Source organism: Micromonospora sp. A200, assembly GCF_029893845.1.
GTDB classification, from domain to species: domain Bacteria; phylum Actinomycetota; class Actinomycetes; order Mycobacteriales; family Micromonosporaceae; genus Micromonospora; species Micromonospora purpureochromogenes.
Map to the genome: position 1 here is coordinate 19,510 of NZ_JARXXY010000034.1, position 24,136 is coordinate 43,645.

At 72.9% G+C, this 24,136-nt stretch carries 23 protein-coding genes; 15 read left to right on the forward strand and 8 right to left on the reverse strand.

Features of this window, described 5'->3' with window-relative positions; all coding sequences use genetic code 11:
* Positions 1-61 precede the first annotated feature (61 nt).
* Entirely contained in the window at positions 62-1,276 is a 1,215-nt protein-coding gene (locus M2302_RS26275; protein WP_280840522.1) for an acyl-CoA dehydrogenase family protein, read from the reverse strand.
* A 1-nt stretch (position 1,277) separates the two neighbouring features.
* Positions 1,278-1,730 carry an SCP2 sterol-binding domain-containing protein gene (locus M2302_RS26280; protein WP_280840523.1) on the reverse strand — a complete coding sequence of 151 codons (453 nt, stop codon included), beginning with the start codon at positions 1,728-1,730 and terminating at the stop codon, positions 1,278-1,280.
* Between the two features lie 77 nt (positions 1,731-1,807).
* Between M2302_RS26280 and M2302_RS26285 the strand changes: the two genes are divergently transcribed.
* On the forward strand, positions 1,808-2,446 hold the full coding sequence (locus M2302_RS26285; protein WP_280840524.1) for a TetR/AcrR family transcriptional regulator: 639 nt from the start codon (positions 1,808-1,810) through the stop codon (positions 2,444-2,446).
* Positions 2,447-2,493: 47 nt separating this feature from the next.
* Here M2302_RS26285 and M2302_RS26290 read toward each other — a convergent pair whose 3' ends face one another.
* The 3 genes from M2302_RS26290 to M2302_RS26300 all read right to left on the reverse strand — a co-directional run bounded on the left by M2302_RS26290 (position 2,494) and on the right by M2302_RS26300 (position 5,651).
* A complete protein-coding gene (locus M2302_RS26290; RefSeq protein ID WP_280840525.1) occupies positions 2,494-3,123 on the reverse strand; it encodes a DedA family protein in 630 nt (209 codons plus the stop codon).
* An 87-nt stretch (positions 3,124-3,210) separates the two neighbouring features.
* Positions 3,211-4,269 (reverse strand): MaoC/PaaZ C-terminal domain-containing protein, encoded by a 1,059-nt coding sequence (locus M2302_RS26295; RefSeq protein ID WP_280840526.1) that lies wholly within the window; start codon positions 4,267-4,269, stop codon positions 3,211-3,213.
* Complete coding sequence (locus M2302_RS26300; RefSeq protein WP_280840527.1) at positions 4,269-5,651, reverse strand: 3-oxoacyl-ACP reductase; 1,383 nt, start codon at positions 5,649-5,651, stop codon at positions 4,269-4,271. Before M2302_RS26300 ends, M2302_RS26295 begins: the two co-directional genes overlap by 1 nt.
* Positions 5,652-5,707: 56 nt before the next feature.
* Here M2302_RS26300 and M2302_RS26305 point away from each other — a divergent pair, with 56 nt between their 5' ends.
* The 5 genes from M2302_RS26305 (at position 5,708) to purB (ending at position 10,710) form a co-directional block, all read left to right on the forward strand.
* On the forward strand, positions 5,708-7,000 hold the full coding sequence (locus tag M2302_RS26305; protein WP_280840528.1) for an acetyl-CoA C-acetyltransferase: 1,293 nt from the start codon (positions 5,708-5,710) through the stop codon (positions 6,998-7,000).
* A gap of 142 nt (positions 7,001-7,142) precedes the next feature.
* The gene (locus tag M2302_RS26310; RefSeq protein WP_280840529.1) at positions 7,143-8,045 is read left to right on the forward strand and encodes a TNT domain-containing protein; all 903 of its coding nucleotides are present in this window, start codon (positions 7,143-7,145) and stop codon (positions 8,043-8,045) included.
* A gap of 63 nt (positions 8,046-8,108) precedes the next feature.
* Positions 8,109-8,354 (forward strand): hypothetical protein, encoded by a 246-nt coding sequence (locus M2302_RS26315; RefSeq protein ID WP_179802599.1) that lies wholly within the window; start codon positions 8,109-8,111, stop codon positions 8,352-8,354.
* Positions 8,355-8,582: 228 nt separating this feature from the next.
* Positions 8,583-9,236, forward strand: a complete 654-nt coding sequence (locus M2302_RS26320) for an NYN domain-containing protein (protein ID WP_280840530.1) — start codon at positions 8,583-8,585, stop codon at positions 9,234-9,236.
* A gap of 49 nt (positions 9,237-9,285) precedes the next feature.
* Entirely contained in the window at positions 9,286-10,710 is a 1,425-nt protein-coding gene (gene purB, locus M2302_RS26325) for an adenylosuccinate lyase (protein WP_280840531.1), read from the forward strand.
* Between the two features lie 106 nt (positions 10,711-10,816).
* On the opposite strand, the gene M2302_RS26330 is transcribed toward purB, so the two are convergent.
* Both M2302_RS26330 and M2302_RS26335 read right to left on the reverse strand, forming a co-directional pair.
* Positions 10,817-11,383 (reverse strand): YbjQ family protein, encoded by a 567-nt coding sequence (locus M2302_RS26330; protein WP_280840564.1) that lies wholly within the window; start codon positions 11,381-11,383, stop codon positions 10,817-10,819.
* A gap of 23 nt (positions 11,384-11,406) precedes the next feature.
* Positions 11,407-12,090 (reverse strand): DUF1986 domain-containing protein, encoded by a 684-nt coding sequence (locus tag M2302_RS26335; protein WP_280840532.1) that lies wholly within the window; start codon positions 12,088-12,090, stop codon positions 11,407-11,409.
* 462 nt (positions 12,091-12,552) lie between these two features.
* Here M2302_RS26335 and purS point away from each other — a divergent pair, with 462 nt between their 5' ends.
* The 4 genes from purS to M2302_RS26355 all read left to right on the forward strand — a co-directional run bounded on the left by purS (position 12,553) and on the right by M2302_RS26355 (position 17,119).
* On the forward strand, positions 12,553-12,816 hold the full coding sequence (gene purS, locus M2302_RS26340; protein WP_088959474.1) for a phosphoribosylformylglycinamidine synthase subunit PurS: 264 nt from the start codon (positions 12,553-12,555) through the stop codon (positions 12,814-12,816).
* The gene (gene purQ, locus M2302_RS26345) at positions 12,813-13,496 is read left to right on the forward strand and encodes a phosphoribosylformylglycinamidine synthase subunit PurQ (RefSeq protein WP_154940681.1); all 684 of its coding nucleotides are present in this window, start codon (positions 12,813-12,815) and stop codon (positions 13,494-13,496) included. The genes purS and purQ overlap by 4 nt, the downstream gene beginning before the upstream one ends.
* 70 nt (positions 13,497-13,566) lie before the next feature.
* A complete protein-coding gene (gene purL, locus M2302_RS26350; RefSeq protein WP_280840533.1) occupies positions 13,567-16,359 on the forward strand; it encodes a phosphoribosylformylglycinamidine synthase subunit PurL in 2,793 nt (930 codons plus the stop codon).
* A 4-nt stretch (positions 16,360-16,363) separates the two neighbouring features.
* Positions 16,364-17,119, forward strand: a complete 756-nt coding sequence (locus M2302_RS26355) for a 2-phosphosulfolactate phosphatase (RefSeq protein WP_280840534.1) — start codon at positions 16,364-16,366, stop codon at positions 17,117-17,119.
* Between the two features lie 66 nt (positions 17,120-17,185).
* Here M2302_RS26355 and M2302_RS26360 read toward each other — a convergent pair whose 3' ends face one another.
* The gene (locus M2302_RS26360; protein ID WP_280840535.1) at positions 17,186-19,234 is read right to left on the reverse strand and encodes a carboxypeptidase-like regulatory domain-containing protein; all 2,049 of its coding nucleotides are present in this window, start codon (positions 19,232-19,234) and stop codon (positions 17,186-17,188) included.
* Between the two features lie 152 nt (positions 19,235-19,386).
* Here M2302_RS26360 and M2302_RS26365 point away from each other — a divergent pair, with 152 nt between their 5' ends.
* The 5 genes from M2302_RS26365 to amcA all read left to right on the forward strand — a co-directional run bounded on the left by M2302_RS26365 (position 19,387) and on the right by amcA (position 24,096).
* On the forward strand, positions 19,387-19,740 hold the full coding sequence (locus M2302_RS26365) for a sterol carrier family protein (RefSeq protein WP_210774374.1): 354 nt from the start codon (positions 19,387-19,389) through the stop codon (positions 19,738-19,740).
* 170 nt (positions 19,741-19,910) lie between these two features.
* Positions 19,911-21,449, forward strand: coding sequence for an amidophosphoribosyltransferase (purF, locus tag M2302_RS26370; protein WP_280840536.1), 1,539 nt, complete (start codon positions 19,911-19,913; stop codon positions 21,447-21,449).
* A gap of 55 nt (positions 21,450-21,504) precedes the next feature.
* Positions 21,505-22,659, forward strand: a complete 1,155-nt coding sequence (gene purM, locus M2302_RS26375; protein ID WP_280840537.1) for a phosphoribosylformylglycinamidine cyclo-ligase — start codon at positions 21,505-21,507, stop codon at positions 22,657-22,659.
* 128 nt (positions 22,660-22,787) lie between these two features.
* Positions 22,788-23,891, forward strand: coding sequence for a cyclophane-forming radical SAM peptide maturase AmcB (gene amcB / locus M2302_RS26380; protein WP_348529461.1), 1,104 nt, complete (start codon positions 22,788-22,790; stop codon positions 23,889-23,891).
* Positions 23,860-24,096 (forward strand): multiple cyclophane-containing RiPP AmcA, encoded by a 237-nt coding sequence (gene amcA, locus M2302_RS26385; protein WP_280840539.1) that lies wholly within the window; start codon positions 23,860-23,862, stop codon positions 24,094-24,096. Before amcB ends, amcA begins: the two co-directional genes overlap by 32 nt.
* Positions 24,097-24,136: the final 40 nt, after the last annotated feature.

Sequence of the window (24,136 nt, forward strand, 5' to 3'; positions counted from 1 at the left end):
CGAGCAGTTGCCACCTGGTGGACACCCGGCAGTGGCGGACGCCACCACCGAGGGTGACGGGTCAGCGGATCTGCATGCCGGAGATCGCGCGGGAGATGACCAGCCGCTGGATCTCCGAGGTGCCCTCGAAGATGGTGTAGATCTTGGCGTCCCGGTACCACCGCTCGACCGGGTGGTCGCGCAGGAAGCCCGCGCCGCCGAGCAGCTGCACCGCCCTGTCGGTCACCGCGACGGCCACCTCGCCCGCCTTGAGCTTGGACATCGAGCCCTCGCCGGCGGTGAAGGGGCGGTTGTTGCGGCCCATCCAGGAGGCCCGCCAGACCAGCAGCCGGGCGGCGTCGATCTCCATCTTCATGTCGGCCAGCGCGAACGCGACCGCCTGGTTCTCGATGATCGGCCGTCCGAACTGGACTCTCTCCTTCGCGTAGTCCAGGGCGTACTCGTAGGCGGCCCGGGCCACGCCGAGCGCCTGCGCGCCGACGGTGGGCCGGGACAGCTCGAAGGTGCGCATCGCGGCCTGGCCGGAGGCCTTCCGGCCGGAGCGGGCCCGGTCGAGTCGTTCCAGCAGGGCATCCCGGCCGCCGAGCAGGCAGCGCCCGGGCACGCGTACGTCGTCCAGGAAGACGTCGGCGGTGTGCGACGCGCGCAGCCCCAGCTTGCGCAGCTTGCGGGTCGCGTTCAGCCCGGCGGTCCCCGGCGGTACGACGAACGCCGCCTGCCCCCGCGAGCCCAGCTCCGGCTCGACCGAGGCGGTGACCACGTGCACCCCGGCGATCCCGCCGTTGGTGGCGTACGCCTTCTGCCCGCGCAGCACCCACTCGTCGGTGGCCTCGTCGTAGACCGCCCGGGTACGCATCGCGCCGACGTCGGAGCCGGCCTCCGGCTCGCTGGTGCAGAACGCCGCGACGGCGGGCTGGTCGACGTCGCCGAAGCACTGCGGCACCCACTCGACCATCTGATCGGGGGTGCCCGCGCCGTAGATGGCGGCGACCGCGAGGCCGGTGCCGAAGATGCTCAGGCCGATGCCCGCGTCACCCCAGAAGAGTTCCTCGCTGGCGATCGGCAGGGAGAGGCCGGTGGGGTCGGCCCAGCAGGTGGCGAGGAACTCGAAGCCGTAGAGGCCGACCTTCGCCGCTTCCTGGATGATCGGCCAGGGAGTCTCCTCCCGGGCGTCCCACTCGGCCGCGGCCGGGCGCACGACCTCGGCGGCGAAGCCGTGCACCCAGTCGCGTAGATCCCGCTGTTCCTCGTTCAGGTCGAGCGAGAACTCGCCCATGTCAGGCCTTGGGGATGTCGAACAGGTTGGCGATGTTCGCCGCGAGGCCCAGGTCGCCCTTGGCCTTGAGCTTGCCGGTCATGAACATCATCACCGGGTTGGCGCCACCGGAGACGATCTTCAGGAACTCGACCGGGCCCATGGTGAGGCTGAGCTTCGGGTCGTGCTGCGGGGTCTCGTGGACGTGGCAGGTGCCGTCGGCGATGGCGACCTCGTAGGTGTCGGTGCCGCCGTCGGGCCGGCCGGTGATGTTCCAGTGGATGGCCGCGTTGGTGGAGCCGGCCCGGTCCGCGCGGAACAGCTGCGGCATCCGGGCGAAGACCTCGCTGAGGATCTTGCCGCGCAGGTCGCCGGACATCACCTCGGCGATCTTGTCCTCGGGGGTGGACTTGACCAGCTGCGCGAACTCCTTGGGGCCGACGTTGGCGAAGTTGGCCGGGTCGAAGTCAGTCATGGGGGAATGCACCTCTCGGGCGGGCCGACTTTGGTTACTCGGGCGTAACCTTACGCACGAGTAGGTATGCTCGCAAGGTGTCCAGCACACCCACGTTCAAGCGCCTCCCGCGGGCCGTACGCGAGCAGCAGATGCTCGACGCGGCGGTCAAGGTCTTCTCCCGGCGCGGCTTCCACGCCGCCAGCATGGACGAGATCGCCGAGGACGCCGGCATCTCCAAGCCGATGGTCTACGCCTACCTCGGCACCAAGGAGGAGCTCTTCGTCGCCTGCCTGCACCGCGAGGGCACCCGGATGATGGAGGCGATCGCCGGGGCCGCCGCCCCGGACCTGCCCGCCGACGAGCGGCTCTGGCGGGGGCTGCGCGCCTTCTTCGGCTTCGTCGGGGCGCACCGGGACGGCTGGGCGGTGCTCTACCGGCAGGCCCGGGGCTCGCAGCCGTTCGCCGCGGAGTTGGCCACGATGCGCGCCCGGCTGGTCGAGGTGGTCGCCGGGATGCTCGACCACGCGCTGCGCGCCGACGGGCGCGAGGTGGGCGAGACCGAGCTGGAGGTCGTCGCGTACGCCCTGGTCGGCGCGACCGAGTCGCTGGCCGACTGGCTCGCCGACCACCCCGAGGCCGACCCGGAGAAGACCGCCACCCGGATGATGAACGTCGCCTGGCTCGGCGCCGGCCAACTGCTGCGCGGCGCCACCTGGCGACCCCCGGCGGCCTGACGGCCACGCCCCGACTCCCGATTACGGGCGGCGCGAGGGAGCGACGGTCAGCGGCGGGCGACGGCGCGGCGGTCGGCGCGGCGGTGGGCGCGGCGGCGCAGCCAACGGGCCGACTCGACCAGCCCGGTGACGGCGAGGGAGAGGCCGACGCCGGCCAGCAGGGCCTTGACCGGGTCGCGCTCGAAGGCCAGGCCGCCGAAGTAGCCCAGCAGGGCGCAGTAGGTCCCCCAGGTGCCGGCCGCGAAGGCGTCGAAGAGCAGGAAGCAGCGCAGCGGGTAGCGGACCGCGCCCATGGTCAGGGTGACCGCGGTGCGGCCACCGGGCACGTACCGGGAGGTCATCAGGATCATCCCGCCGCGCCGGTCCACGGCCCGGCGGGCCCACTCGGAGCCGGTCCGGCGGCGGCTCTCCGCCGGGAGCCGGGCCAGCCGGTGCGCGCCGCCACCCCGGCCGATGCCGTAGGAGATGTGGTCACCGACGAGCGCCCCGAGCGCGGCGGTCGCGATCACCGCCACGATGTTCGGCTCACCGCCGGCGGCGAAGACCCCGGCGGTGATCACCACGGTCTCGCCGGGCACCGCCGGGAAGAACGCGTCGACCGCGGTGACCACGAGGATCACCAGGTACACCCACGGCGAGGTGACCGTGTGGTGGAGCAGGTCGAGCACGGACTCCATGCCCTCATGCTCCGGGCTCGACCACCGCCCCCGGGCCGAGTCGGCGGATCAGGCCACCGCCGACCGCCGCCGCGCACGCCCCGTCGTTCAGCGGACGGTGCCGACCAGGTGCGGACGGCCGGTCCGCGCGTCGTGCAGGGCGAAGTCCCAGGCCGGGGTGGCGCTGAACGCCACGGTGCCGGGCAGCGGCACCGGCAGCTTGAACGCCACGTCCACCGTGTACGCCTCCGGCAGCCGGCTCTCCAGCGCCGCCAGGCAGCGGGCCTTGCTCCACATCCCGTGGGCGATCGGGCGGGGGAAGCCGAGCAGCCGCGCCCCGAGCCGGGAGGTGTGGATCGGGTTGTGGTCGCCGGACACCCGGGCGTAGTCCGTACCGACCCGGGGCTCGACCCGCCAGCGGGCGGTGGCGGCCGGCGACGCGGGCCGCTCACCCCGCTCGCGCCGCCCACCGCCGCCGGGCGTGCGCTCCTTGCCCAGGTACGTCGAGACGCCGCGCCAGACCTCCTCGCCGCCGACCGACCCGATCAGGACGACGTCGACCTGCCGCCCCCGCTCGTGCGGCCGCAGGTTCTCCGCGTGGGTGACGAAGTCCAGCGTCTCGCCGGCCTCGATCGGGCGGTGCACGGTGATCCGGTTGCCCACGTGCACCACGCCGGTCAGCGCGATGGGGAACTCCGGCGTGGTCATCAGCCGCAGCGACAGCGGAAAACCCAGCACGTGCGGGTACGTCGCCGGCAGCCGGTCGGAGAGCCGGAACCCGCAGACCCGGTCGTAGTCGGCGAGGTGCGCACGGTCCACGGTGACGCCGGCGACGGCCAGCTCGACCTGCGGCGGGGCGTCCGGGCGGCGGGACCGGCCGATGACCGGTACCGCGTCGCGCAGCGCCCGCCGGTAGAGCGCGCCGGGTGCGGGCAGCCGGGGCAGCTCGACCCGCGCCCGTGCCGCCGGGGCGGCGTGCGCGGACAGATCCGTGGTCGCGTACGCCGACAGGTCGTGGGTGGCTTCCAGGCTCACGTCGTGCTCCGACGAGGCGGCCCGGACGGCGGCCAGGTCCGCCGCCGAGATCACCTCGGTCGGCCCGTCGATGAGGTCGTGGACGGAGAGGTTCTCCGCCGGGCCGTCCTCCGGCCGCTTCTTCCTTGCCATCACGCCCCCAGCAGACTCTGGCCGCAGACCCGGACCACGTTGCCGCTGACCGCGCCGGACGCCGACCAGGCCAGCCAGCCGATTGTCTCGGCCACGTCCACCGGCAGGCCGCCCTGCGACATGCTGTTCATCCGGCGGCCCGCCTCGCGCAGCGTCAGCGGGATACGCGCGGTCAGCCGGGTCTCGATGAACCCGGGGGCGACCGCGTTGACGCTGATCCCGCGCCCGCGCAGCGCCGGGGCCAGCGACTCGACCAGCCCGATCACGCCGGCCTTGCTGGTGGCGTAGTTGGTCTGGCCCCGGTTGCCGGCGATGCCGGCGATCGAGGAGACCGAGACGATCCGCCCGCCGGCCGGGATCAGGTCGCGGGCCAGCAGCACGTCGTTGATCCGCTCCTGGCTGGAGAGGTTGACGTCGAGCACCTGGTCCCAGCGGTCGGCGTCCATCCGGCCCAGCGTCTTGTCCCGGGTGATGCCGGCGTTGTGGATCACCACGTCGACCCGGCCGTGCCGGCCGGCGAGGTGCTCGGCGAGCCGGGTGGGAGCGTCCGGGGCGGTCAGGTCGAGCTGGACGGCGCTGCCGCCGATCTCGTTGGCCACCGCGGCCAGCTCGTCACCGGCCGCCGGGATGTCCAGTGCGACGACCTGCGCGCCGTCGCGGGCGAGCACCCGGGCCAGCGCCGCGCCGATGCCCCGCGCCGCCCCGGTGACGAGGACGACCTGCCCGTCGAGCGGGCGGTCCCAGTCCGCCGGCGGCTGGGCGGTGCCGGCGCCGACCCGGACCACCTGCCCCGAGACGTACGCGGACCGGCCCGAGAGGAGGAATCGGAGGGTCGATTCCAGGCTGGTGAGGGTGCCGGCTGAGAGGTCCGGGCCGTCCGAGGCGTTACCTGCCTCCTTCGTGACGTACACGAGCTGGGCGGTGACGCCGCGGCCGAACTCCTTGCCGATGCTGCGGGTCAGCCCCTCCAGGGCCCGCTGGGCGGTCGCCTCGCGCGGCGAGTCGCACTCCGCCGGCGGGGTGCCCAGCACGATCACCCGGCCGCTGGGCAGCAGCGTGCGGGCCTGCGGGTGGAAGAAGTCGTACAGCTGGCGCAGGCCGGTGGAGTCGGTGATGCCGGTGGCGTCGTACACCAGGGCACCGAAGCGCGCGGTGGCGTCGACGGCGGCGGGATCGCGCAGCTCGACGCCGGCGGCGGTCAGGATCTTGCCGACCGGCTCGGCGAGCCGGCCCCCGGTGGCCGTCCCGAGCAGCACCGGCCCTTCGACGATCGGGTCGCCGGGCGTGTGCCTGCGCAGTCGCGGCGGATCGGGCAGCCCGAGGCGCTTGACCAGCGCGCGGCCGGCCCCCGATTGGACGAAGCTCGCGTACCTGTCGGTCATAGGCGTAGCCTACTGGCCAGTAGGTTGTGGGCAAGTCCTGAAACGGAGGCGGGATCGTGCAGAGCATCCGGCGGGTCGCGGTCATCGGCGGCAACCGCATCCCCTTCGCCCGGTCCAACTCCCGCTACGCGAACGCGTCCAACGCGGACATGCTGGGCGCGGCGCTGGACGGGCTGGTGGCCCGGTTCGGGCTGGCCGGGCAGCGGGTCGGCGAGGTGGTCGCCGGCGCGGTGCTCAAGCACGCGAAGGACTTCAACCTGACCCGCGAGGTGGTGCTCGGCTCGACGCTCGACCCGCACACCCCGGCTTACGACATCCAGCAGGCCTGCGGCACCGGCCTGGAGGCGGCCATCCTGGTCGCCAACAAGATCGCCCTCGGCCAGATCGAGGTGGGCATCGCCGGCGGCGTCGACACCACCTCCGACGCGCCGCTCGCGGTCAACGAGGACATGCGCCGCACGCTGCTCAAGCTCAACTCCGCCCGCACCCTCGGCGAGCGGTTGAAGATCGCCGCCAAGCTGCGGCCGCACCAGCCGTTCAAGCCGGAGATCCCGCGCAACGCCGAGCCGCGTACCGGGCTGTCGATGGGTGAGCACGCTGCGCAGACGGCGGTGCGCTGGCAGATCGACCGGCAGGCGCAGGACGAGCTGGCGCTCCGCTCGCACCAGCGGCTCGCCGCCGCGTACGACAAGGGCTTCTTCGACGACCTGATCACGCCGTACCTGGGGCTGACCCGGGACCAGAACCTCCGCCCGGACACCACCCTGGAGAAGCTGGGCTCGCTCAAGCCGGTCTTCGGCGCCAAGGGCCCGGACGCCGACCAGGCGACCATGACCGCGGGCAACTCCTCCCCGCTCACCGACGGCGCGTCGGCGGTGCTGCTCGCGTCGAAGGAGTGGGCCCGGGAGCACCACCTGCCGGTGCTGGCCTGGTTCTCCTGGTCCGAGGTTGCCGCCGTCGACTTCGTGCACGGCGACGAGGGGCTGCTGATGGCCCCCGCGTACGCGGTGCCCCGGATGCTCGCCCGGGCCGGGCTGACGCTGCAGGACTTCGACTACTACGAGATCCACGAGGCGTTCGCCTCGCAGGTGCTGGCCACCCTCGCCGCCTGGGAGTCGCCGGAGTTCTGCAAGGACCGGCTGGGCCTGGACGCCCCGCTCGGATCCATCGACCGCGACAAGCTCAACGTCAACGGCTCCTCGCTGGCCGCCGGGCACCCGTTCGCCGCCACCGGCGGCCGGATCGTCGCCACCCTGGCGAAGCTGCTCGCCGAGAGGGGGAGCGGCCGGGGGCTGATCTCCATCTGCGCGGCGGGCGGGCAGGGCGTCACCGCGATCCTGGAGCGCTGACCGTTCCGCGTGGCTACCCGCTCGTCCACGGGACGAGCGGGTAGCGGTCCCCCTTTCGGCGGCAAAGGGCACAAAGCCTCACATTCTCGCCCCGCTCTCCCGACGATGAAGGCGTTGACCGTCCTTCACCGGGAGGTTCGTCGTGGACCGCAGACGCTGGCTGCTCGCCCTGCTCTCCGGCGCGGCGCTGATCCTCTTCCCCGGGCCCGCCGATCAGGCCGCCGCGCCCGACGTGGTCGCGCGGGCCGGCACCCACCCCGACGACGGCGCACCGGAAGCGGGCGACGCCGGCGGCCGGCCCGGCGACCCGCCTGGTGTCCGCCCCGGCGCCGACCAACCGCAGCCGCCGGCCGGGCCGAGCCTCTGCCGTCCCGGCCTGCCACCGAGCGCGCCGCCGACCACCCGGTACCTCGACGACAACCCGCTGCTCGGCCCCGCCCGGTTGCCCACCGCGTCGCCGCTCGGGCCGCTGCTCGCCGGCTACCAGCGCTTCGGCGGGCTGACCGAGAGCCGGTTCCTGGCCCGGTACACCACCGGCACCCCCGCCGGGTACGTCTTCCCGCCGGCCAACGGCTTCGTCGTCGCGCCGGACGGCACGCCGCTCAAGACCCGCCAGACCCTGCTGGCCGGGTACCGCCTGGACCGCTTCGGCTTCGCCGGCGGCGTGTTCCTGGCCCCGCTCGGCACCCCGGTCAGCGCCCGCTCCCTGGCGCCGCAGAGCCTCGACACGCCGCCACTTCCCGCACCGCGGCCGGCGCTTCCGTCGGCCGCGCCGCTGGCGAACTACCACACCTACTGCGTGCTCAAGCCGTTCGACGTCGACTCCGGCCCGACCGCGCCGTGGTTCGCGCAGCCCGGCCTGGGCACCCAGTTCCAGCTGAACCCGGCCTACCTGCCGCAGGCCGGTGTGAACCTGACCGTGCAGTGGCTGGTCGACCACCGGTTCCTGGTGGAGGAGTCTCTGGCCGGCGGGGAGTGCGTGACCGACAGCGTGCCCCGGCGGGGTGGCGCGGGTGGCGGCGTTCCCGCCGTACACGTCTGCTGACCCGGCGGGCGGTCACCGCAGCGGCGACCGCCGGAGCGGCCGGTGCGGAGCGGGAGGTCGGGAGTGGATCGACACGAGGTGCGCAACGCCCTGCTGGCGACGGGACTGTCGCCGGACGCCTTCGAGCTGGAGGGGGTGCACGAGCACGTGCCGGTGCCGCCCGACTTCTGGTTCCTGCGCCGGTCGGCTGGTGGGCGCTGGGAGATCGGCCTGTACGAGCGCGGGACGCGGGACGTGCGGCAGGTCTTCGACACCGAGGAGGAGGCGTGCGCGGGACTGTGGCGGGCGCTCACCGGCCGCCCCGCGTGACGCGAATGGGGCTGCGCGGGAATCAGTGGCGGACGTGCGAGAAGGGCCTGATGCCCGATTGGTGCGCGAACAGCCGTAATCGCGAGCTGGTAGACCTTTGCTCTGGTCTGGATAGGGTGGCAGGGCCTCAAGCGGACAAAAAAACGGCCCCTTGCGGGGCCGTTCCTGCCGTATCTCTCGGCGTCGTATGAGACAACCATACACCCTCGTGGCTGTGAAGGAGTGGACGTGGCCACGGTCGCTGCCTACATCGACGGCTTCAACCTGTACTACGGGATGAAGAACAAGTACGGCCGCAAGCACCTGTGGCTGGACGTCGTAGAGCTTGTTCGTCAACTGCGACCGAAGGACCAGGTGGGGGTGGTTCGGTACTTCTCGGCCATCGTGAAGAACGAACCAGCGGCGGCGCAGAACCAGCTGGACTACATCGAGGCCATGAAGGCGCGCAACGGCCCCCTGCTCGACGTGCATCTGGGCCGCTTCAAGGACCGCACCATCCGGAACTGTCACCGCTGTGGTCAGCCCTACATGTGCAAGTGCGGTCGGCTGTACCGGAGTTATGAGGAGAAGGAGACCGACGTGGCGCTCGGGGCCATGATGGTTGCCGACGCGGCGCTCGAGGTCGCCGACACGACACTTCTGGTGAGCGCCGACACCGACCTCGTGCCCGCACTGGTGGCAGTCCGGCGGGTGAAGCCTTCGCAGCGGATCTACCTGGCCATGCCGCCGGGGAGCGGCGGGGCGGCCCGCCACAGGGCCAGCGTGGGCGATCTCGGCTTCTTCTCGATCAACGAGCCTGCCCTACGAAACGCTCAGATGCCCGCCCTCGTGGCGGATCGCGGGACCGGGCTGTCCTACCGCCGACCCGTGAAGTGGGCCTAGCCACCCGCCCGACGTGGCCAGCGCCTGTGCGTGCGAGAGAATGAGGCACGTGACGACGATCCCGAACGTGCTCGCCAACCGGTACGCCTCACCCGAGCTGGTCGCCCTCTGGTCACCGGAGGAGAAGGTACGGCTGGAGCGTCGGCTCTGGCTCGCCGTACTGAAGGCCCAGCGCGACCTCGGCGTGGCCGTGCCGGACGGGGTGGTCGAGGCGTACGAGCGGGTGGTCGACGACGTCGACCTGGCCTCGATCGCCGAGCGGGAGCGGGTCACCCGGCACGACGTGAAGGCCCGGATCGAGGAGTTCAGCGCGCTCGCCGGGCACGAGCACGTGCACAAGGGGATGACCTCCCGGGACCTCACCGAGAACGTCGAGCAGCTCCAGGTGCGCCGCTCGCTGGAGCTGATCCGGGACCGCGTCGTCGCCGCCCTGGCCCGGCTGGCCTGGCTCGCCCACGAACACTCCGGACTGGTGATGACCGGGCGCTCGCACAACGTCGCCGCGCAGGCCACCACGCTGGGCAAGCGCTTCGCGTCGGCCGCCGAGGAGCTGCTGATCGCGTACGAGCGGCTGGAAGACCTGATCAACTGGTACCCGTTGCGCGGGATCAAGGGCCCGGTCGGCACCGCCGCCGACCAGCTCGACCTCTTCGACGGCGACGCGGAGAAGGTGGCCGAGCTGGAGCGCCGGGTGGCCGGGCACCTCGGGTTCAACCGGGTGCTGGACAGCGTCGGGCAGGTCTACCCGCGCTCGATCGACGTGGCGGTGCTCGCGGCGCTCTCCCAGGTCGCCGCCGCGCCGTCCTCGCTGGCCACCACGATCCGGCTGATGGTCGGCCAGGAACTGGTCACCGAGGGCTTCAAGCCCGGCCAGGTCGGCTCCAGCGCGATGCCGCACAAGATGAACACCCGCTCGTCGGAGCGGGTGAACGGCTTCGCCGTGATCATCCGGGGCTACCTGTCGATGGTCGGCGAGCTGGCCGGCGACCAGTGGAACGAGGGGGACGTCTCCTGCTCGGTGGTCCGCCGGGTCGCCCTGCCGGACGCGTTCTTCGCCGCCGACGGGCTGTTCCAGACCTTCCTCACCGTGCTGGACGAGTTCGGGGCGTACCCGGCGGTGATCAACCGGGAGCTGGAGCGGTTCCTGCCCTTCCTGGCCACCACCAAGATCCTGGTGGCGGCGGTACGCCGGGGCGTCGGCCGCGAGGTCGCCCACAAGGTGATCAAGGAACACGCGGTCGCCGTGGCGCTCGCCATGCGGGAGAAGGGCGCCGCCGAGAACGACCTCTTCGACCGCCTCGCCGCCGACGGCCGCCTCGGCCTGAGCCGGGCCGAGATCGACGCCCTGGTCGCCGACCCCACCACCTTCACCGGCGCCGCCCAGGCCCAGGTCGACGCGGTCACCAAGCGCATCACCGCGGTCGTGACGGCCCACCCCGAGGCCGCCACCTACTCCCCGCCGCCCATCCTCTGACCCTCGGCGGTCGCCTCCGTTTGCGGCGTGTCGCGGTGTCATCCGGCCGGGACTCCGCGACACGCCGCGAACGGAGTGGATCAGGCGCGGCGTCGCCGGCCCAGGGTCAGGAGTTGCGGGTGGGGGTGTCGGCGGCGGAGGAGAGGTTCGGGGCGCTCGCCGGCTCCGCGATGCCGCCGGGGGCCTCGGTGAAGCCGGGCTCCTGGGCGGTCTCCGCCGCGACCAGCGGCTGGTCGCTCGGCATGACGTCGGGCACCTTGGGTACGACGATCACCGCCGTGCCGTACGCGCAGATCTCCATCCACATCTCGCCGCAGTCGCGGCTGTCGAAGCGCATCCCCACCACGGCGTTCGCGCCGAGCCGGAGCGCCTCCTCGCCGAGCCGGGCCACCGAGTCGGTCCGCCACCGGGTGAGGTTGTCCGGCGCCATCGGGTCGTACGCGCCACCGCGCAGGTTCTTGACCCCCTCGCGGTACGGGTTGCGCGTCCGGGCCATCGATGAGACCACTTCGCCGAGGATCTGGCGGATCTCGTAGCCAGGCAGTTGATCCGTCGTCACGACCAGCACGGTTCCGATGCTGTCAGTCCGCGCCCGGGCCGTTCGCGAGCCGTGTTCACCTGATCGGATGCTGCAAAACGAGGCGGCGCGGACGGCGGGCGCTCGGCCGGCCATCCGCGCCGCCACGGCGCTAACCGTCAGACACCGGAAACCGAGGTGATCCAGGCCCGGTTGTACGCGACGCTGCCGTAGTTCTGGATGCTCACGCCGTCGGCGGTGGAGGCCACCCCGACCTGCCGGCCGTTGTAGAACTGCGGGCCGCCGGAGTCACCGCGCCAGGCGTTGCCGCTGATCTCGGTGCTGCGGATCGCCTGCCCGCCGTACGCGTCGGTCACGTTGTTGCTGGTCACCTGGACCGAGGCGGTCTTGAGCTGGCTGGAGGCCGAGCAGCCGCTGTAGCAGGTCATGCCCCAGCCGTAGATCGAGTTGGTGGAGCCGACCGGCGGGTTGCTGCTGGCCAGCGTCACCGCGCTGGTGGTGACCGGGCTGGACAGGCGCATCAGGGCGAGGTCGTAGCGGCTGTAGGTGGCGCTGACCGTGCGGGTGACACCGCCGGAGGAGCGGTAGACGCTGCCCACCCGGACGGACATCGAGCCGCTGATGCAGTGCCGGGCGGTGAGCACCCACTGCGCCGAGATCACGCTGCCGGAGCAGGTGAACGAGCCGTTGCTGAACACCGCCGCGGCCCACGGCGCGGAGGAGACGGTGTTGCCGCCGATGATCGGCTGGGGGCCGGCCGGGGCGGCGGTGGCGCCGGAGGCGGTGGCGAGGACGCCGGCGAGCGCGGTGGTCAGCACCGCGAGCAGGGGGCGGAGGCGCATGGGGGAACTCCTTGGTCGGGGGCCCGGGGTCGCCGGGTGGAGTCGGCCTCGGCGGGCGGGGGTGATCCGCCGGGGACGTCGAAAGCATCGACGTCTGCCGATGTAGGCTAGAGCCCGCGAGTCCCGTTCACAAGAGTTATATCGAGATTAACGGATGTGACGCCGCCGGCTCGGGGCCTGCTCGTCCGTGTTTGTCGGGAACCGGTCAGCCCTGGCGAACTCTTGCCGGGGAATTGCCTGGTCAGCGCGGTGGCGACGGCGGTCCATCGACGCAGCAGGCAACGAAACCGCATCGGCCCGGCAACGAACGCGCATCGGCCCTCCGCCGGGACGCGTCGTTATGTCGATCACTGCCTGAACTGCCCCCGGCCGGTGCGTCCGGACCGGAATCTGCCAGGTACGCTGGCTGCGCTCGCCCGTAGTGGGCCGGCACCCAACTGCGTACACAGTCAGGAGTGCCCAGTGCCTCGCGTCGTCGTCGACGTCATGCTCAAGCCCGAGATCCTCGATCCTCAGGGCCAGGCCGTCGCAAACGCGCTGCCGCGGCTCGGCGTCAGTGACGTCGCCTCTGTCCGGATCGGCAGGCGGATCGAGATCGAGTTCACCGGCGAACCGGACCTGGACCGGGCCCGCGAGATCGCCGACAAGCTGCTCGCCAACCCCGTCATCGAGGACTTCACCGTCCGGGTGGTCGAGGCGGACGAGACCGTGGACGCGCACCCGTGACCGCCCGCGTCGGTGTGGTGACCTTCCCCGGTTCGCTGGACGACGGGGACGCGGCCCGGGCCGTACGGATCGCCGGGGCCGAGCCGGTCCGGCTCTGGCACGGCGACGCGGAGCTGCACGGGGTGGACGCCGTCGTCCTCCCGGGTGGCTTCTCCTACGGCGACTACCTGCGCTGCGGCGCCATCGCCCGGTTCGCCCCGGTGATGGACCGGATCGTGGACGCGGCCCGGGGCGGCCTGCCGGTGCTCGGCATCTGCAACGGCTTCCAGATCCTCTGCGAGGCCCACCTGCTGCCCGGCGCGCTCACCCGCAACCAGCACCTGCACTTCCGTAACCGGGACCAGATCCTGCGCGTCGAGTCGACCGGCACCGCCTGGACGAACGCCTTCCAGGCCGGTCAGGAGATCCTGATCCCGGTCAAGAACGGCGAGGGCTGCTACGTCGCGGACACCGCGACCCTGGACGAGCTGGAGGGCGAGGGGCGCGTCGTCGCCCGCTACGTCGGCGGCAACCCCAACGGGTCGCAGCGCGACATCGCCGCGATCACCAACCCCGCCGGCAACGTGGTCGGCATCATGCCGCACCCCGAGCACGCGGTGGAGGCGCTCACCGGCCCCTCCCTGGACGGTCTCGGCTTCTTCACCTCGGTGCTCAAGCACCTGGTGGGGGCGCCGGCGTGACCGTGCGCGGCGGGATCATCGGTCGGCTCCCCCGCCCGACGGGCGGCCACGAGCGCAGCGAGGAGACGTCATGACCACCCATCCGGACCCGGTCGTACGGGAGACACCGGGCGCCTTCCCGGCCGCCCCGACTGAGCCGCGCGCGGCCACCGTGGTGCCGCAGGGCGGCCCGGCCGACGGGGGCCGGCACGCCGGCTCGGCGCCGGCCGCCGACTGGACCGCCGGCGTGGACACCGTGTCGCAGGCCGCCGGCACTCCCGAGGAGCTCCAGCCGTACGCCGAGCTGGGCCTGCGGGACGACGAGTACGACCGGATCCGGGACATCCTCGGCCGGCGCCCCACCCAGTCCGAGCTGGCCATGTACTCGATCATGTGGAGCGAGCACTGCTCCTACAAGTCGAGCAAGGTGCACCTGCGCCAGTTCGGCGAGAAGGCCCCGCCGAGCGACCGGCTGCTCGCCGGCATCGGTGAGAACGCCGGCGTCGTGCGGATCTCCGACGAGCTGGCGGTGACCTTCAAGGTCGAGTCGCACAACCACCCGAGCTTCGTCGAGCCGTACCAGGGCGCGGCGACCGGCGTCGGCGGCATCGTCCGGGACATCCTCGCCATGGGCGCCCGCCCGGTCGCCGTGATGGACCCCCTGCGCTTCGGCGCGGCCGACCACCCGGACACCGCCCGGGTGCTGCCCGGCGTGGTCGCCGGCGTCGGCGGCTACGGCAACTGCCTCGGCCTGCCCAACATCGGCGGCGAGCTGGTCTTCGACCCCTGCTACCAGGGCAACCCGCTGCTCAACGCGCTCTGCCTCGGCGTGCTGCCGGTCGACCGGCTGCAGAAGAAGGACGCCACCGGCCCGGGCAACATCGTGGTGCTGCTCGGCGCCAAGACCGGCCGGGACGGCATCGGCGGCGTGTCGGTGCTGGCCAGCGCCACCTTCGACGAGGGCAGCGAGCAGCGCCGCCCGTCCGTGCAGGTGGGTGACCCGTTCACCGAGAAGCTGCTGATCGAGGCCTGCCTGGAGCTGTACGACGCCGAGCTGGTCGTCGGCATCCAGGACCTGGGCGGCGCCGGCCTGACCTGCGCGCTCACCGAGACCGCCGCCTCCGCCGGCACCGGCATGCGGGTGTGGCTGGAGCGGGTGCCGCTGCGCGAGCCCTCGATGGAGCCGCACGAGATCCTGGCCAGCGAGTCCCAGGAGCGGATGCTGCTGGTCGTCGCCCCGGAGAAGCTGGAGGCGGTGCTCAAGACCGCCGACAAGTGGGGCGTGCTGGCCACCGCGATCGGCGAGGTCACCGCGCCGTCCCCGGACGGGCAGCCGGGCCGGCTGCTGGTCACCTGGAACGACCACGTGGTGGTCGACGTGCCGCCGGGCTCGCTGGTGGACGACGGCCCCGTCTACGCCCGCCCGATGCGCGAGCCGGCCGACCTGATCCTGCTCCAGGCCGACCGGGCCGAGACCCTGCCCCGGCCGAGCACGCCGGAGGCGCTGCGGGAGACCCTGCTCCGGATGATCGCGTCGCCGAACCTGGCCGACAAGACCTGGGTCACCGAGCAGTACGACCGGTACGTGCTGGGCAACACCGTGCTCGCCCAGCCGGAGGACTCCGGCGTGATCCGGATCGACGAGCGCACCGGCCTCGGGGTGGCCCTGTCGGTGGACGGCAACGGCCGGTACGCCCGCCTCGACCCGTACAACGGGACCAAGCTGGCGCTGGCCGAGGCGTACCGGAACGTGGCGGTGACCGGCGCGAAGCCGATCGCGGTGACCAACTGCCTCAACTTCGGCTCGCCGGAGGACCCGGGCGTGATGTGGCAGTTCGCCGAGGCCGTGCGCGGCCTGGCGGACGGCTGCCTCGAGCTGGGCATCCCGGTGACCGGCGGCAACGTCAGCTTCTACAACCAGACCGGCGCCGCCGCGATCCACCCGACCCCGGTGGTCGGCGTGCTCGGCGTGCTGGACAACGTCGCCGACCGGGTGCCGATGGGCTTCGCCCCGCGGGCCGGTGGCGACCACGACCAGCTCTTCCTGCTCGGTGACACGCACGTCGAGCTCTCCGGCTCGGAGTGGGCCTGGGTGACCCACGAGCACCTGGGCGGCATGCCGCCGCAGGTCGACCTGGCCCGCGAGCGGGTGCTGGCCGAGCTGATGGCCGAGGCGGCCCGGGTGGGTCTCCTCAGCTCCGCGCACGACCTCTCCGACGGTGGTCTCGCCCAGAGCCTGGTCGAGTCCTGCCTGCGGCGCGGGGTCGGCGCCCGGATCGCCGTGCCGGAGCGGTTCGCCGACGGTTCGCTGCCGTTCGTCTTCCTGTTCAGCGAGTCGGCCGGCCGGGTGCTGGTCTCGGTGCCGCGCGGTCGCGAGAAGGCGTTCACCGCCCTCTGCGGTGAGCGCGGTGTGCCGTGGGAGCTGATCGGCGTGACCGACCCGGCGGGCGGCGCCCTCGAGGTGCACGGCCAGTTCCGGATCGGCCTCGACGAGCTGCGCGAGGTGCACACCGCCACCCTGCCGCGGCTCTTCGGCGGCGCGGAGGCAGTGCAGGTCGAGGTCGAGGCGACCCGGACCGGCACCACCACCGTCGCGCCGGCCACCGCCGTGCAGCCGGTGGACGTGCCGACCGCCGCCGACACGGAGGCCGAGCGGGCCGAGGCCGACGAGGACGCGCGGCCGGAGCCGGCCGCCGCCGACGAGTCGCCCCAGCCCGAGGCCGGTGTCGCCGAAGGCACCGTCGCCGAACCCACCGCCGCCGAGGCGGCGGAGCGGGAGCGTCCGACCACGGAGGTCACCGCAGATGCGACGGCTCCCGGCGCTCCGGCGGCCCCGTCCGACCCGGGTGACGACGAGCAGCCCTCCGCGCCCGATAAGCGCTGAGGCATTGGCCGGGGCCGTCTACGCCCAACCCGGTGCCGGCGCCCGGTTCGACTGGGGGCTGACCGGGGCGGCCGAGCTCGGCCGGGTCTGTGCCGTGCTGGTGGTGGTGGACGTGCTCTCGTTCACCACCGCCGTCGAGGTGGCGGTCGGCCGGGGCATGCGGGTGCACCCGTTCCCCTGGGGTGAGCAGGCGGCGGACTTCGCGCGGCGGGTCGGCGCGGTCGCCGCGGTCGGCCGCCGGCAGACCACCCCGGAGCACCCGTGGTCGCTCTCGCCGGCGGCGTTGAGCACCGCGCCGGTCGTCACCGACCTGGTGCTGCCGTCGCCGAACGGCTCCGCCATCAGCGCCGCCGCCAGCGCCACCGGCCTGCCGGTGGTCGCGGCGTGCCTGCGCAACGCCCGCGCCGTCGGGCGTTGGCTGCGCCGCCAGGGGTACGGCTCGACCGACGCCCCGGTGGGCGTGGTCGCCGCCGGTGAACGCTGGCCGGACGGCTCGCTGCGCCCCTGCGTGGAGGACCAGCTGGGCGCGGCGAGTGTGCTGGACGCTCTCTCCGGCGTACCGGGTGGGCTCTCGGTGGAGGCGGCGATGGCGCTCGCCGCGCTGGCCAGCACCCCTGACGTTCCGGCGGCGGTGCGCGGGTGCGTCTCCGGCCGGGAGCTGATCGAGGGCGGCTTCGCCGACGACGTGGAGGTCGCCGTGCGGGTCGGCGTCTCCGAGGTGGTGCCGTTGCTGCGCCAGGGCGTCTTCTCCGCCGCCTGACCAGGCAAAGCGAAAGGTAAGGGCCGCCCGGTGCTCCGGGCGGCCCTTACACGTCGGTCCCTGCGGTCAGTCGTCCAGCCAGTCGAGGCGACGACCGCCGCGGTCCTGCTGCGGCGCCGCGTCCGGCCGCCCCCGACCCGCCTGGGCCTGGTCGCCGTAGTAGCCGCCGCCCTGCTGCTGGTCGTAGCCCCGGTCGTCGTACCCGGCGGTGCGCTGCTGCGGCGGGTCCTGGTCGTAGCCGCCCTGCTGGCCGTAGCCACCCTGGCCGGCGCCGTAGCCGCCGGCCGGCTGCTCGTAGCCGCCCTGCTGGTCGTACCCGCCCTGGCCGGCGCCGTAGCCGCCGCCCTGCTGGTCGTAGCCGCCCTGGGCAGCGCCGTAGCCGTTGTCGTAGCCCGGCTGCTGGCCGCCGGCGTCGTAGCCGCCGCCCGGCCCGCCGTAGCCGTTGCCGCCGCCGTAGCCGCCGGCCGGTTCCTGGCCCCGGCCGTACGGCGCCGTGTCCGGCTGGCCGTAGCCCTGGCCCTGGTCGGGCTGGTAGGTGCTGGTCGGGTAGGGGTCGGCCGCCGGGGCGTACGCGCCGGTGCTCTCCCCGGTGTACCGGCCGGTGGGCTCGTCGTAGCGCTCGCCGTAGCCGCCGCCCTGCTCCTGGCCGGCGTAGCCCGGGCCGCCGGCCGGAGCGCCGTAGTCCTGGCTGCCGTAGCCGCCGGCGGAGGCGGGAGCGTTGCCGTAGCCGCCGGCCGCCGCGCCGGCCGCGCCGTAACCGGCGTCGGCGGACGGGGCGCCGCCGTAGCCGCCACCCGAGGCGGGAGCGCCGCCGTAGCCGCCGCCGGAGGCGGGAGCGTTGCCGTAGCCGCCCTGCTGGCCGTATCCGCCCTGGGCGGGCTCGTCGCCGTAGCCGCTGCCGGCCCAGCCGCCCGCTGCGGCACCCGCGGCGCCGTACGGCTGCGGCGGAGCCCCGTACGGGTCCGGCGGGACGTCGTCCACGACCGGACGGTGCATCATCGTCGGCGCGTCGCTGAGCGAGGTGCCGCCGATCATGGTCGGGTCCGGCCCGGCCGCCCCGACCCGGTTGACCACGCGGGTCTGGTCGTCGGCCCCCCGGAACGCGCCCCGTGCGCCGGGAACCGCGCCCGCGGCGGCGGCGCCGGCCGGGGCGTCGTCGTCCTCCTCGTCGGCGTTCTTGCGCCGCATCCAGAGCAGCACGATCGTGCCGACGCCGGCCGCGACGAGCAGGCCGCCGAGCAGGATGATGATGAAGGAGCCGGCGCCGCCGCCGTCGTCCGAGGCGGCCTGGGACTGCCCGGGGGCAGCCGCATCGGTCTCCTCGGGGGTCTCCTCGGTCGCCTCATCGGTGGGCAGCGGCTCCTCGGTCGCCGACGGCGTGGCGCTCGGCGAGACCTCCACCTTGAGTGCCAGGGCGATCCGCTGGCCGGTCAGGCTCTGCCCGGCGCTCGCGTTGATCGTCTTGGTCGCGCGGATGTTGTCCTTGGTGGCGCCGAGGTCGATCCGGCCAGGGCTGATCGGCTGCGTACTGGAGCCGCTGAAGCGGTAGTTGCCGCTGCCGTCGCTGGTGGTCTGATACTGGTGTCCCTGCGTGTCGAGCAGCAGCACCACGGCGTTGGGCACCGCGTCGCCGTTGGCCGCCACCACCACCTTGCCGGAGATCGACTTGACCGTCTGGTTCTGCGGCGGGGTGGTCGGCGGGGCAGCCTTGGCGTTCACGGTCACGCTGAGCGGCTTGGAGTCGGAGCCCCCGTCGCCCTCGACGCGCACGGTCGCCCGGGTCCCGTTGGCCGCCGGCGCGTCGTCACTGGCCGACAGGGTCAAGGTGACCCGCTGCGACCCGGGAATCAGGCCGAAGTCGACCTCCCCGCAGCCGCCGCAGGACACGCCTTGCGGAAGACCGGTGACGCTGACGTTCGCCGTCTTCTCGCCGTCGTCCGGATTGACCTGGACGCTGATGCGGCTGCTGCGGCCGGCGTCGATGGTGACCGAGCCGTCGGACGAAGTGATCTTGGCCGCGAGGGCCGGTGTGGCGGGGACGGTGAGCAGGGCGCCGGCAACCAGCGCTACGACCACACCGGCCCGCTGCTTCCAGGCACGTCGGTGTGTTGACACGTCCACCGCCTTCCGGACTGACTTCCCGGGCCGGGTGGGCCCGGAATCATCACGGTACGAATACGCCGTCGGCAACTATGCCTTGTCTGACCGGATCAGCGCGACCCAGGGCCAGCGTCGCGGCCTCTGCCGTCGAGTCGTATCGTCCCGTCGTGTCCTCTCCGCACATTAAGTCCGCCGCGGTCGCGGCGGCGTTGTCGGCGCTCGACGAGGGGCGTACGCCCGAACGGCCGGTGTACCGAGAGGCGGTCCGTGCCTTGTTGACCGCCCTCGCGGAGCGCGCCCCCGGCCGATCGGTGGAGGTGCGTGTCCCACCTTACGGTGCAGTTCAGTGCCTTCCGGGCCCCCGACACACCCGGGGCACCCCGCCGAACGTGGTGGAGATGGATCCGGCGACCTGGTTGGCGCTGGCGACCGGCCGGCTCTCGTGGGCCGAAGCCGTCACCGAGGGTCGCGTACAGGTGAGTGGGAACCGGGCGGACCTTTCCGCGCATCTACCGCTCTAGCAGCGACTCCACGACCGTCGTGGTGACGCGCCGGAGCCAAATCGTGACTATCTGTATCGACTGCCATTCGCGTACACTGTCAGGCGACGACAGTGGTCCCGGCCGAGGAACGCGGATCAGCACCTCTGATTCCGCCAGGCCAGTCCAGACCAGCATGAGGGAGCGGCAGGGTGCCCCGAGGCGACGGCCGGCTGAGCCACGACCTTGATCCCCAACGACCCGGCCCGCAGGACGCCTGTGGCGTCTTCGGGGTCTGGGCCCCCGGCGAAGAGGTCGCCAACCTGACCTACTTCGGCCTGTACGCGCTCCAGCACCGGGGTCAGGAGGCCGCCGGCATCGCGGTGAGCGACGGTTCCGGTGTCGTGGTCTACAAGGATCTCGGTCTGGTGGCCCAGGTCTTCGACGAGCCGACGCTGGCGAGCCTGCGTGGCCATGTCGCGATCGGGCACGCCCGTTACTCCACCACCGGCGGCTCGACCTGGGAGAACGCCCAGCCGACCATCCGGTCCACCACCTCCGGCACCACCATCGCGCTGGCCCACAACGGCAACCTGGTCAACACCGCCGAGCTGCAGAAGGAGGTCGCCGAGCGGGGTCTGGTCGCCGACGGCGCCACCAATGACACCTCGCTGGTGACCATGCTGCTGGCCAGCCGCCCCGACCTGTCCGTGGAGGCCGCCGCGCTGGAGGTGCTGCCGCAGCTGCGGGGCGCGTTCAGCTTCGTCTTCATGGACGAGTCGACGCTCTACGCGGCCCGCGACCCGCACGGCGTACGCCCGCTGGTGCTCGGCCGGCTGGAGCGCGGCTGGGTGGTGGCCAGCGAGACGGCCGCGCTGGACATCGTCGGCGCCAGCGTGGTCCGCGAGGTCGAGCCGGGTGAGCTGATCGCCATCGACGCCGAGGGGCTGCGGTCGGCCCGGTTCGCCGCGCCGGAGCCCAAGGGCTGCCTCTTCGAGTACGTCTACATCGCCCGCCCGGACGCCACCATCGCCGGGCGCAACGTGCACTCCGCCCGGGTGCAGATCGGCCGCCAGCTCGCCAAGGAGCACCCGGTCGAGGCCGACCTGGTGATCCCGGTGCCGGAGTCCGGCACGCCGGCCGCGATCGGGTACGCCGAGGAGTCCGGCATCACCTACGGCGCCGGCCTGATGAAGAACCCGTACGTCGGGCGCACCTTCATCCAGCCGTCGCAGACCCTGCGCCAGCTCGGCATCCGGCTCAAGCTCAACCCGCTGCGGGAGAACGTGCGCGGCAAGCGGCTGGTGGTGGTCGACGACTCGATCGTGCGCGGCAACACCCAGCGGGCCATCGTGCGGATGCTGCGCGAGGCGGGCGCGCTGGAGGTGCACGTGCGGATCTCCTCCCCGCCGGTCAACTGGCCGTGCTTCTACGGCATCGACTTCGCCACCCGCGCCGAACTGCTGGCCAACGGGCTGGACAACGAGGGCATCCGCCGGTCGATCGGCGCCGACACCCTCGGGTACGTCTCGCTCCCGGGTCTCATCGCCGCGACCGAGCAGCCCAAGACCCGGCTCTGCCGCGCCTGCTTCGACGGGGAGTACCCGATCGAGCTGCCGGCCGGGAACCTGATCGGCAAGCACGTGCTCGAAGGAGTGGGGCGGCGGGTCACGAACCAGCCCTCCGACGACCTCGGGCACACCGCCCCACCGCTCGTCGCCACTCCCGGCGGCGCGACCGTCCACCCGTAGCACCACCGGCGCCGCCCGGCACCCCGAGCGGCACCGTGAACCAAAGGGGAGAACCGTGACGCACGTGTCCGAGCGCAGCGGCGCAGGAAGCAGCCCGACGGGCGCCGGCGGCGACCGCCAGCCCTGGACGGCCGGCTCCGGCCGCACGGCGCGCAAACGCTCGGTCTCGTACGCGGACGCCGGTGTGTCGATCGAGGCGGGCGACCGCGCGGTCGAGCTGCTGAAGTCCAAGGTCAAGCAGACCCGGCGGCCGGAGGTCATGGGCGACCTCGGCGGCTTCGCCGGCCTGTTCCGCCTGGACACCAAGAAGTACAAGAACCCGATCCTGGCCTCGTCCACCGACGGCGTGGGCACCAAGCTGGTGATCGCGCAGCAGATGGACATCCACGACACGGTCGGCATCGACCTGGTCGCGATGGTCGTCGACGACCTGGTGGCCTGCGGCGCCGAGCCGCTGTTCCTGCTCGACTACATCGCCACCGGCGAGGTCGTGCCGGACAAGGTCGCCGAGATCGGCGCCGGCATCGCCGACGGCTGCCGGTACGCCGGCTGCGCGCTGCTCGGTGGCGAGACCGCCGAGCACCCGGGTGTGCTGCGCCCCGACGAGTACGACATCTCCGCGACCGGCGTCGGCGTGGTCGAGGAGAGCGACATCCTCAGCCCGGAGCGGGTCGAGGTCGGCGACGTGGTGATCGCCATGCGCTCCTCGGGCCTGCACTCCAACGGCTACTCCCTGGTCCGGCACGTGCTGCTCGGCGCGGGCCGGATGCGGCTGGACGTGGTGATCGAGGACTTCGGCCGGCAGCGCACGCTCGGCGAGGAGCTGCTCACCCCGACCAAGATCTACGCGCAGGACTGCCTCAAGCTGATCGCCGAGGCCGAGGTGCGGGTGCTGGCCCACGTCACCGGCGGCGGCATCCCGGGCAACCTGGTGCGGGTCCTGCCGGAGCACGTCGACGCGGTGGTCAACCGCTCCACCTGGAAGCCGCAGCCGGTCTTCGACCTGATCCAGACCAAGGGCCGGATCGAGGACCCGGAGATGGAGGCGACCTTCAACATGGGCGTCGGCATGTTCGCGATCGTCTCGGCCGAGGACGCCGACCGGGCGCTGGCCACCCTGACCGGCCGCGGCGTCGACGCCTGGCAGGCCGGCGAGATCATCGAGGGTTCCGGCAACGTGCAGATGATCGGGCAGCACACCCGCGGGTGATCACGCTGCGTTGATCATCCGGGCACCTGATCAGGGCTTCACCCGAGTGGCCATCGCCGCCTAGCCTGAAGGGCCTCAGGCACGGGGGAGGAGGGCCGATGGCTGCTCGGGCACAGCCCGTGACGGGGATGCGGGGCATCGCCGGAGTCCCCTCGTACGTGGTGATGCAGCCGACGACCCTGTGCAACCTGGACTGCGTCTACTGCTACCTGCCGTTCCGCGCCGTCGACCGGCGGATGCCGGTGGCGGTCGCGGAGGCGGTCGCCGCCGCCGTCGGCCCGTGGGCGGCCACCGGGCGGTTCTCGGTGGTGTGGCACGGCGGGGAGCCCCTTGCGGCCGGCCGGGAGCACCTGGCGGCCCTGATGGCCCCGTTCGGGCCGCAGGTGGAGCATCACGTCCAGACCAACGCCACGCTGATCGACGACGCCTGGTGCGCGTTCTTCGTCGAGCACGGGGTGCGGGTGAGCGTGAGCGTGGACGGCCCCCGGGAGCGCAACGGCGACCGGGTGACCCGGGCCGGGCAGCCGGCGTACGACCGGATCGTGCGGGGGGTGGCGGCGCTGCGCCGGCACGGCCTGCCGTTCTCGGCGCTCGCCGTGGTGAGCCGGCCCGCCCCCGGCTACGCCACCGAGCTGTACGACTACTTCCTCGACCTCGGCTGCGACGTGCTCGGCGTCAACATCGAGGAGACCGAGGGGGTCAACACCCGCGGCAACGCGCACGACGCGGCGACGGTGACCGCGTTCTGGGCGGAGCTGGTCGCGGCCTGGCGCCGGGCGCCCCGGATCCATCTGCGGGAGGTGGAGTGGTCGTTGCGCTACGCCGCGGCGGTGCTGGACGGCGCGGCGGACGACCTGCTGCCCCGGCAGCTCGACCCGATCCCCACGATCGGCCACGACGGGTCGGTGACCGTGCTCTCCCCCGAGCTGGCCGGCTTCACCCACCCCCGCTACGGCGACTTCAGCAGCGGCAACGTGCTGGCGACCCCGCTGGCCGAGATCCTGGCCGGCGCGGCGGGCACGCCGTGGGTCGGCGAGTTCCTGGCCGGGGTCGAAGCGTGCCGGTCGTCCTGCCCGTACTTCGGCTTCTGCGGTGGCGGCCACGCGGCCAACCGTTACTTCGAGCTGGGGCGTTTTGACGGTACGGAGACCGAGCACTGCCGCAACAGCAAGATCCGCCTACTGGAGGGAGTGTTGGAGCATGCCCGAGACCACGAGTCACCGGCAGCCTGAGCACGTCGGGAGAGACGTCGTCGATCCGGTCGTGGACCGGGTCCGGCAGGCCGCCCCAGGGCTTACCGCCCTGCTCCACGAGGCCGAGGCCGCGCGTCGGTCACGGGCGGAGGTGTCGGGTTCCGACGGCGCCAGCGCGGTCTGCGCGTGGAACCACTTCGAGAACATCCCGACGTTCTACAACTGGAACAACCGCCCGCGCTGAACAGGCCGCGATCAGGGACCTGCCGGCCGGCCGGAGAGCG

Bases quoted from the DNA above. Each gene is read 5' to 3' on its own strand.
- M2302_RS26295 (WP_280840526.1), bottom strand. From the start codon at position 4,269: ATGGCAAGGAAGAAGCGGCCGGAGGACGGCCCGGCGGAGAACCTCTCC.
- amcA (WP_280840539.1), top strand. From the start codon at position 23,860: ATGCCCGAGACCACGAGTCACCGGCAGCCTGAGCACGTCGGGAGAGAC.
- M2302_RS26335 (WP_280840532.1), bottom strand. From the start codon at position 12,090: ATGCGCCTCCGCCCCCTGCTCGCGGTGCTGACCACCGCGCTCGCCGGC.
- M2302_RS26290 (WP_280840525.1), bottom strand. From the start codon at position 3,123: ATGGAGTCCGTGCTCGACCTGCTCCACCACACGGTCACCTCGCCGTGG.
- M2302_RS26300 (WP_280840527.1), bottom strand. From the start codon at position 5,651: ATGACCGACAGGTACGCGAGCTTCGTCCAATCGGGGGCCGGCCGCGCG.
- purL (WP_280840533.1), top strand. From the start codon at position 13,567: ATGACCACCCATCCGGACCCGGTCGTACGGGAGACACCGGGCGCCTTC.
- M2302_RS26280 (WP_280840523.1), bottom strand. From the start codon at position 1,730: ATGACTGACTTCGACCCGGCCAACTTCGCCAACGTCGGCCCCAAGGAG.
- M2302_RS26330 (WP_280840564.1), bottom strand. From the start codon at position 11,383: ATGGCCGGCCGAGCGCCCGCCGTCCGCGCCGCCTCGTTTTGCAGCATC.
- M2302_RS26275 (WP_280840522.1), bottom strand. From the start codon at position 1,276: ATGGGCGAGTTCTCGCTCGACCTGAACGAGGAACAGCGGGATCTACGC.
- amcB (WP_348529461.1), top strand. From the start codon at position 22,788: ATGCGGGGCATCGCCGGAGTCCCCTCGTACGTGGTGATGCAGCCGACG.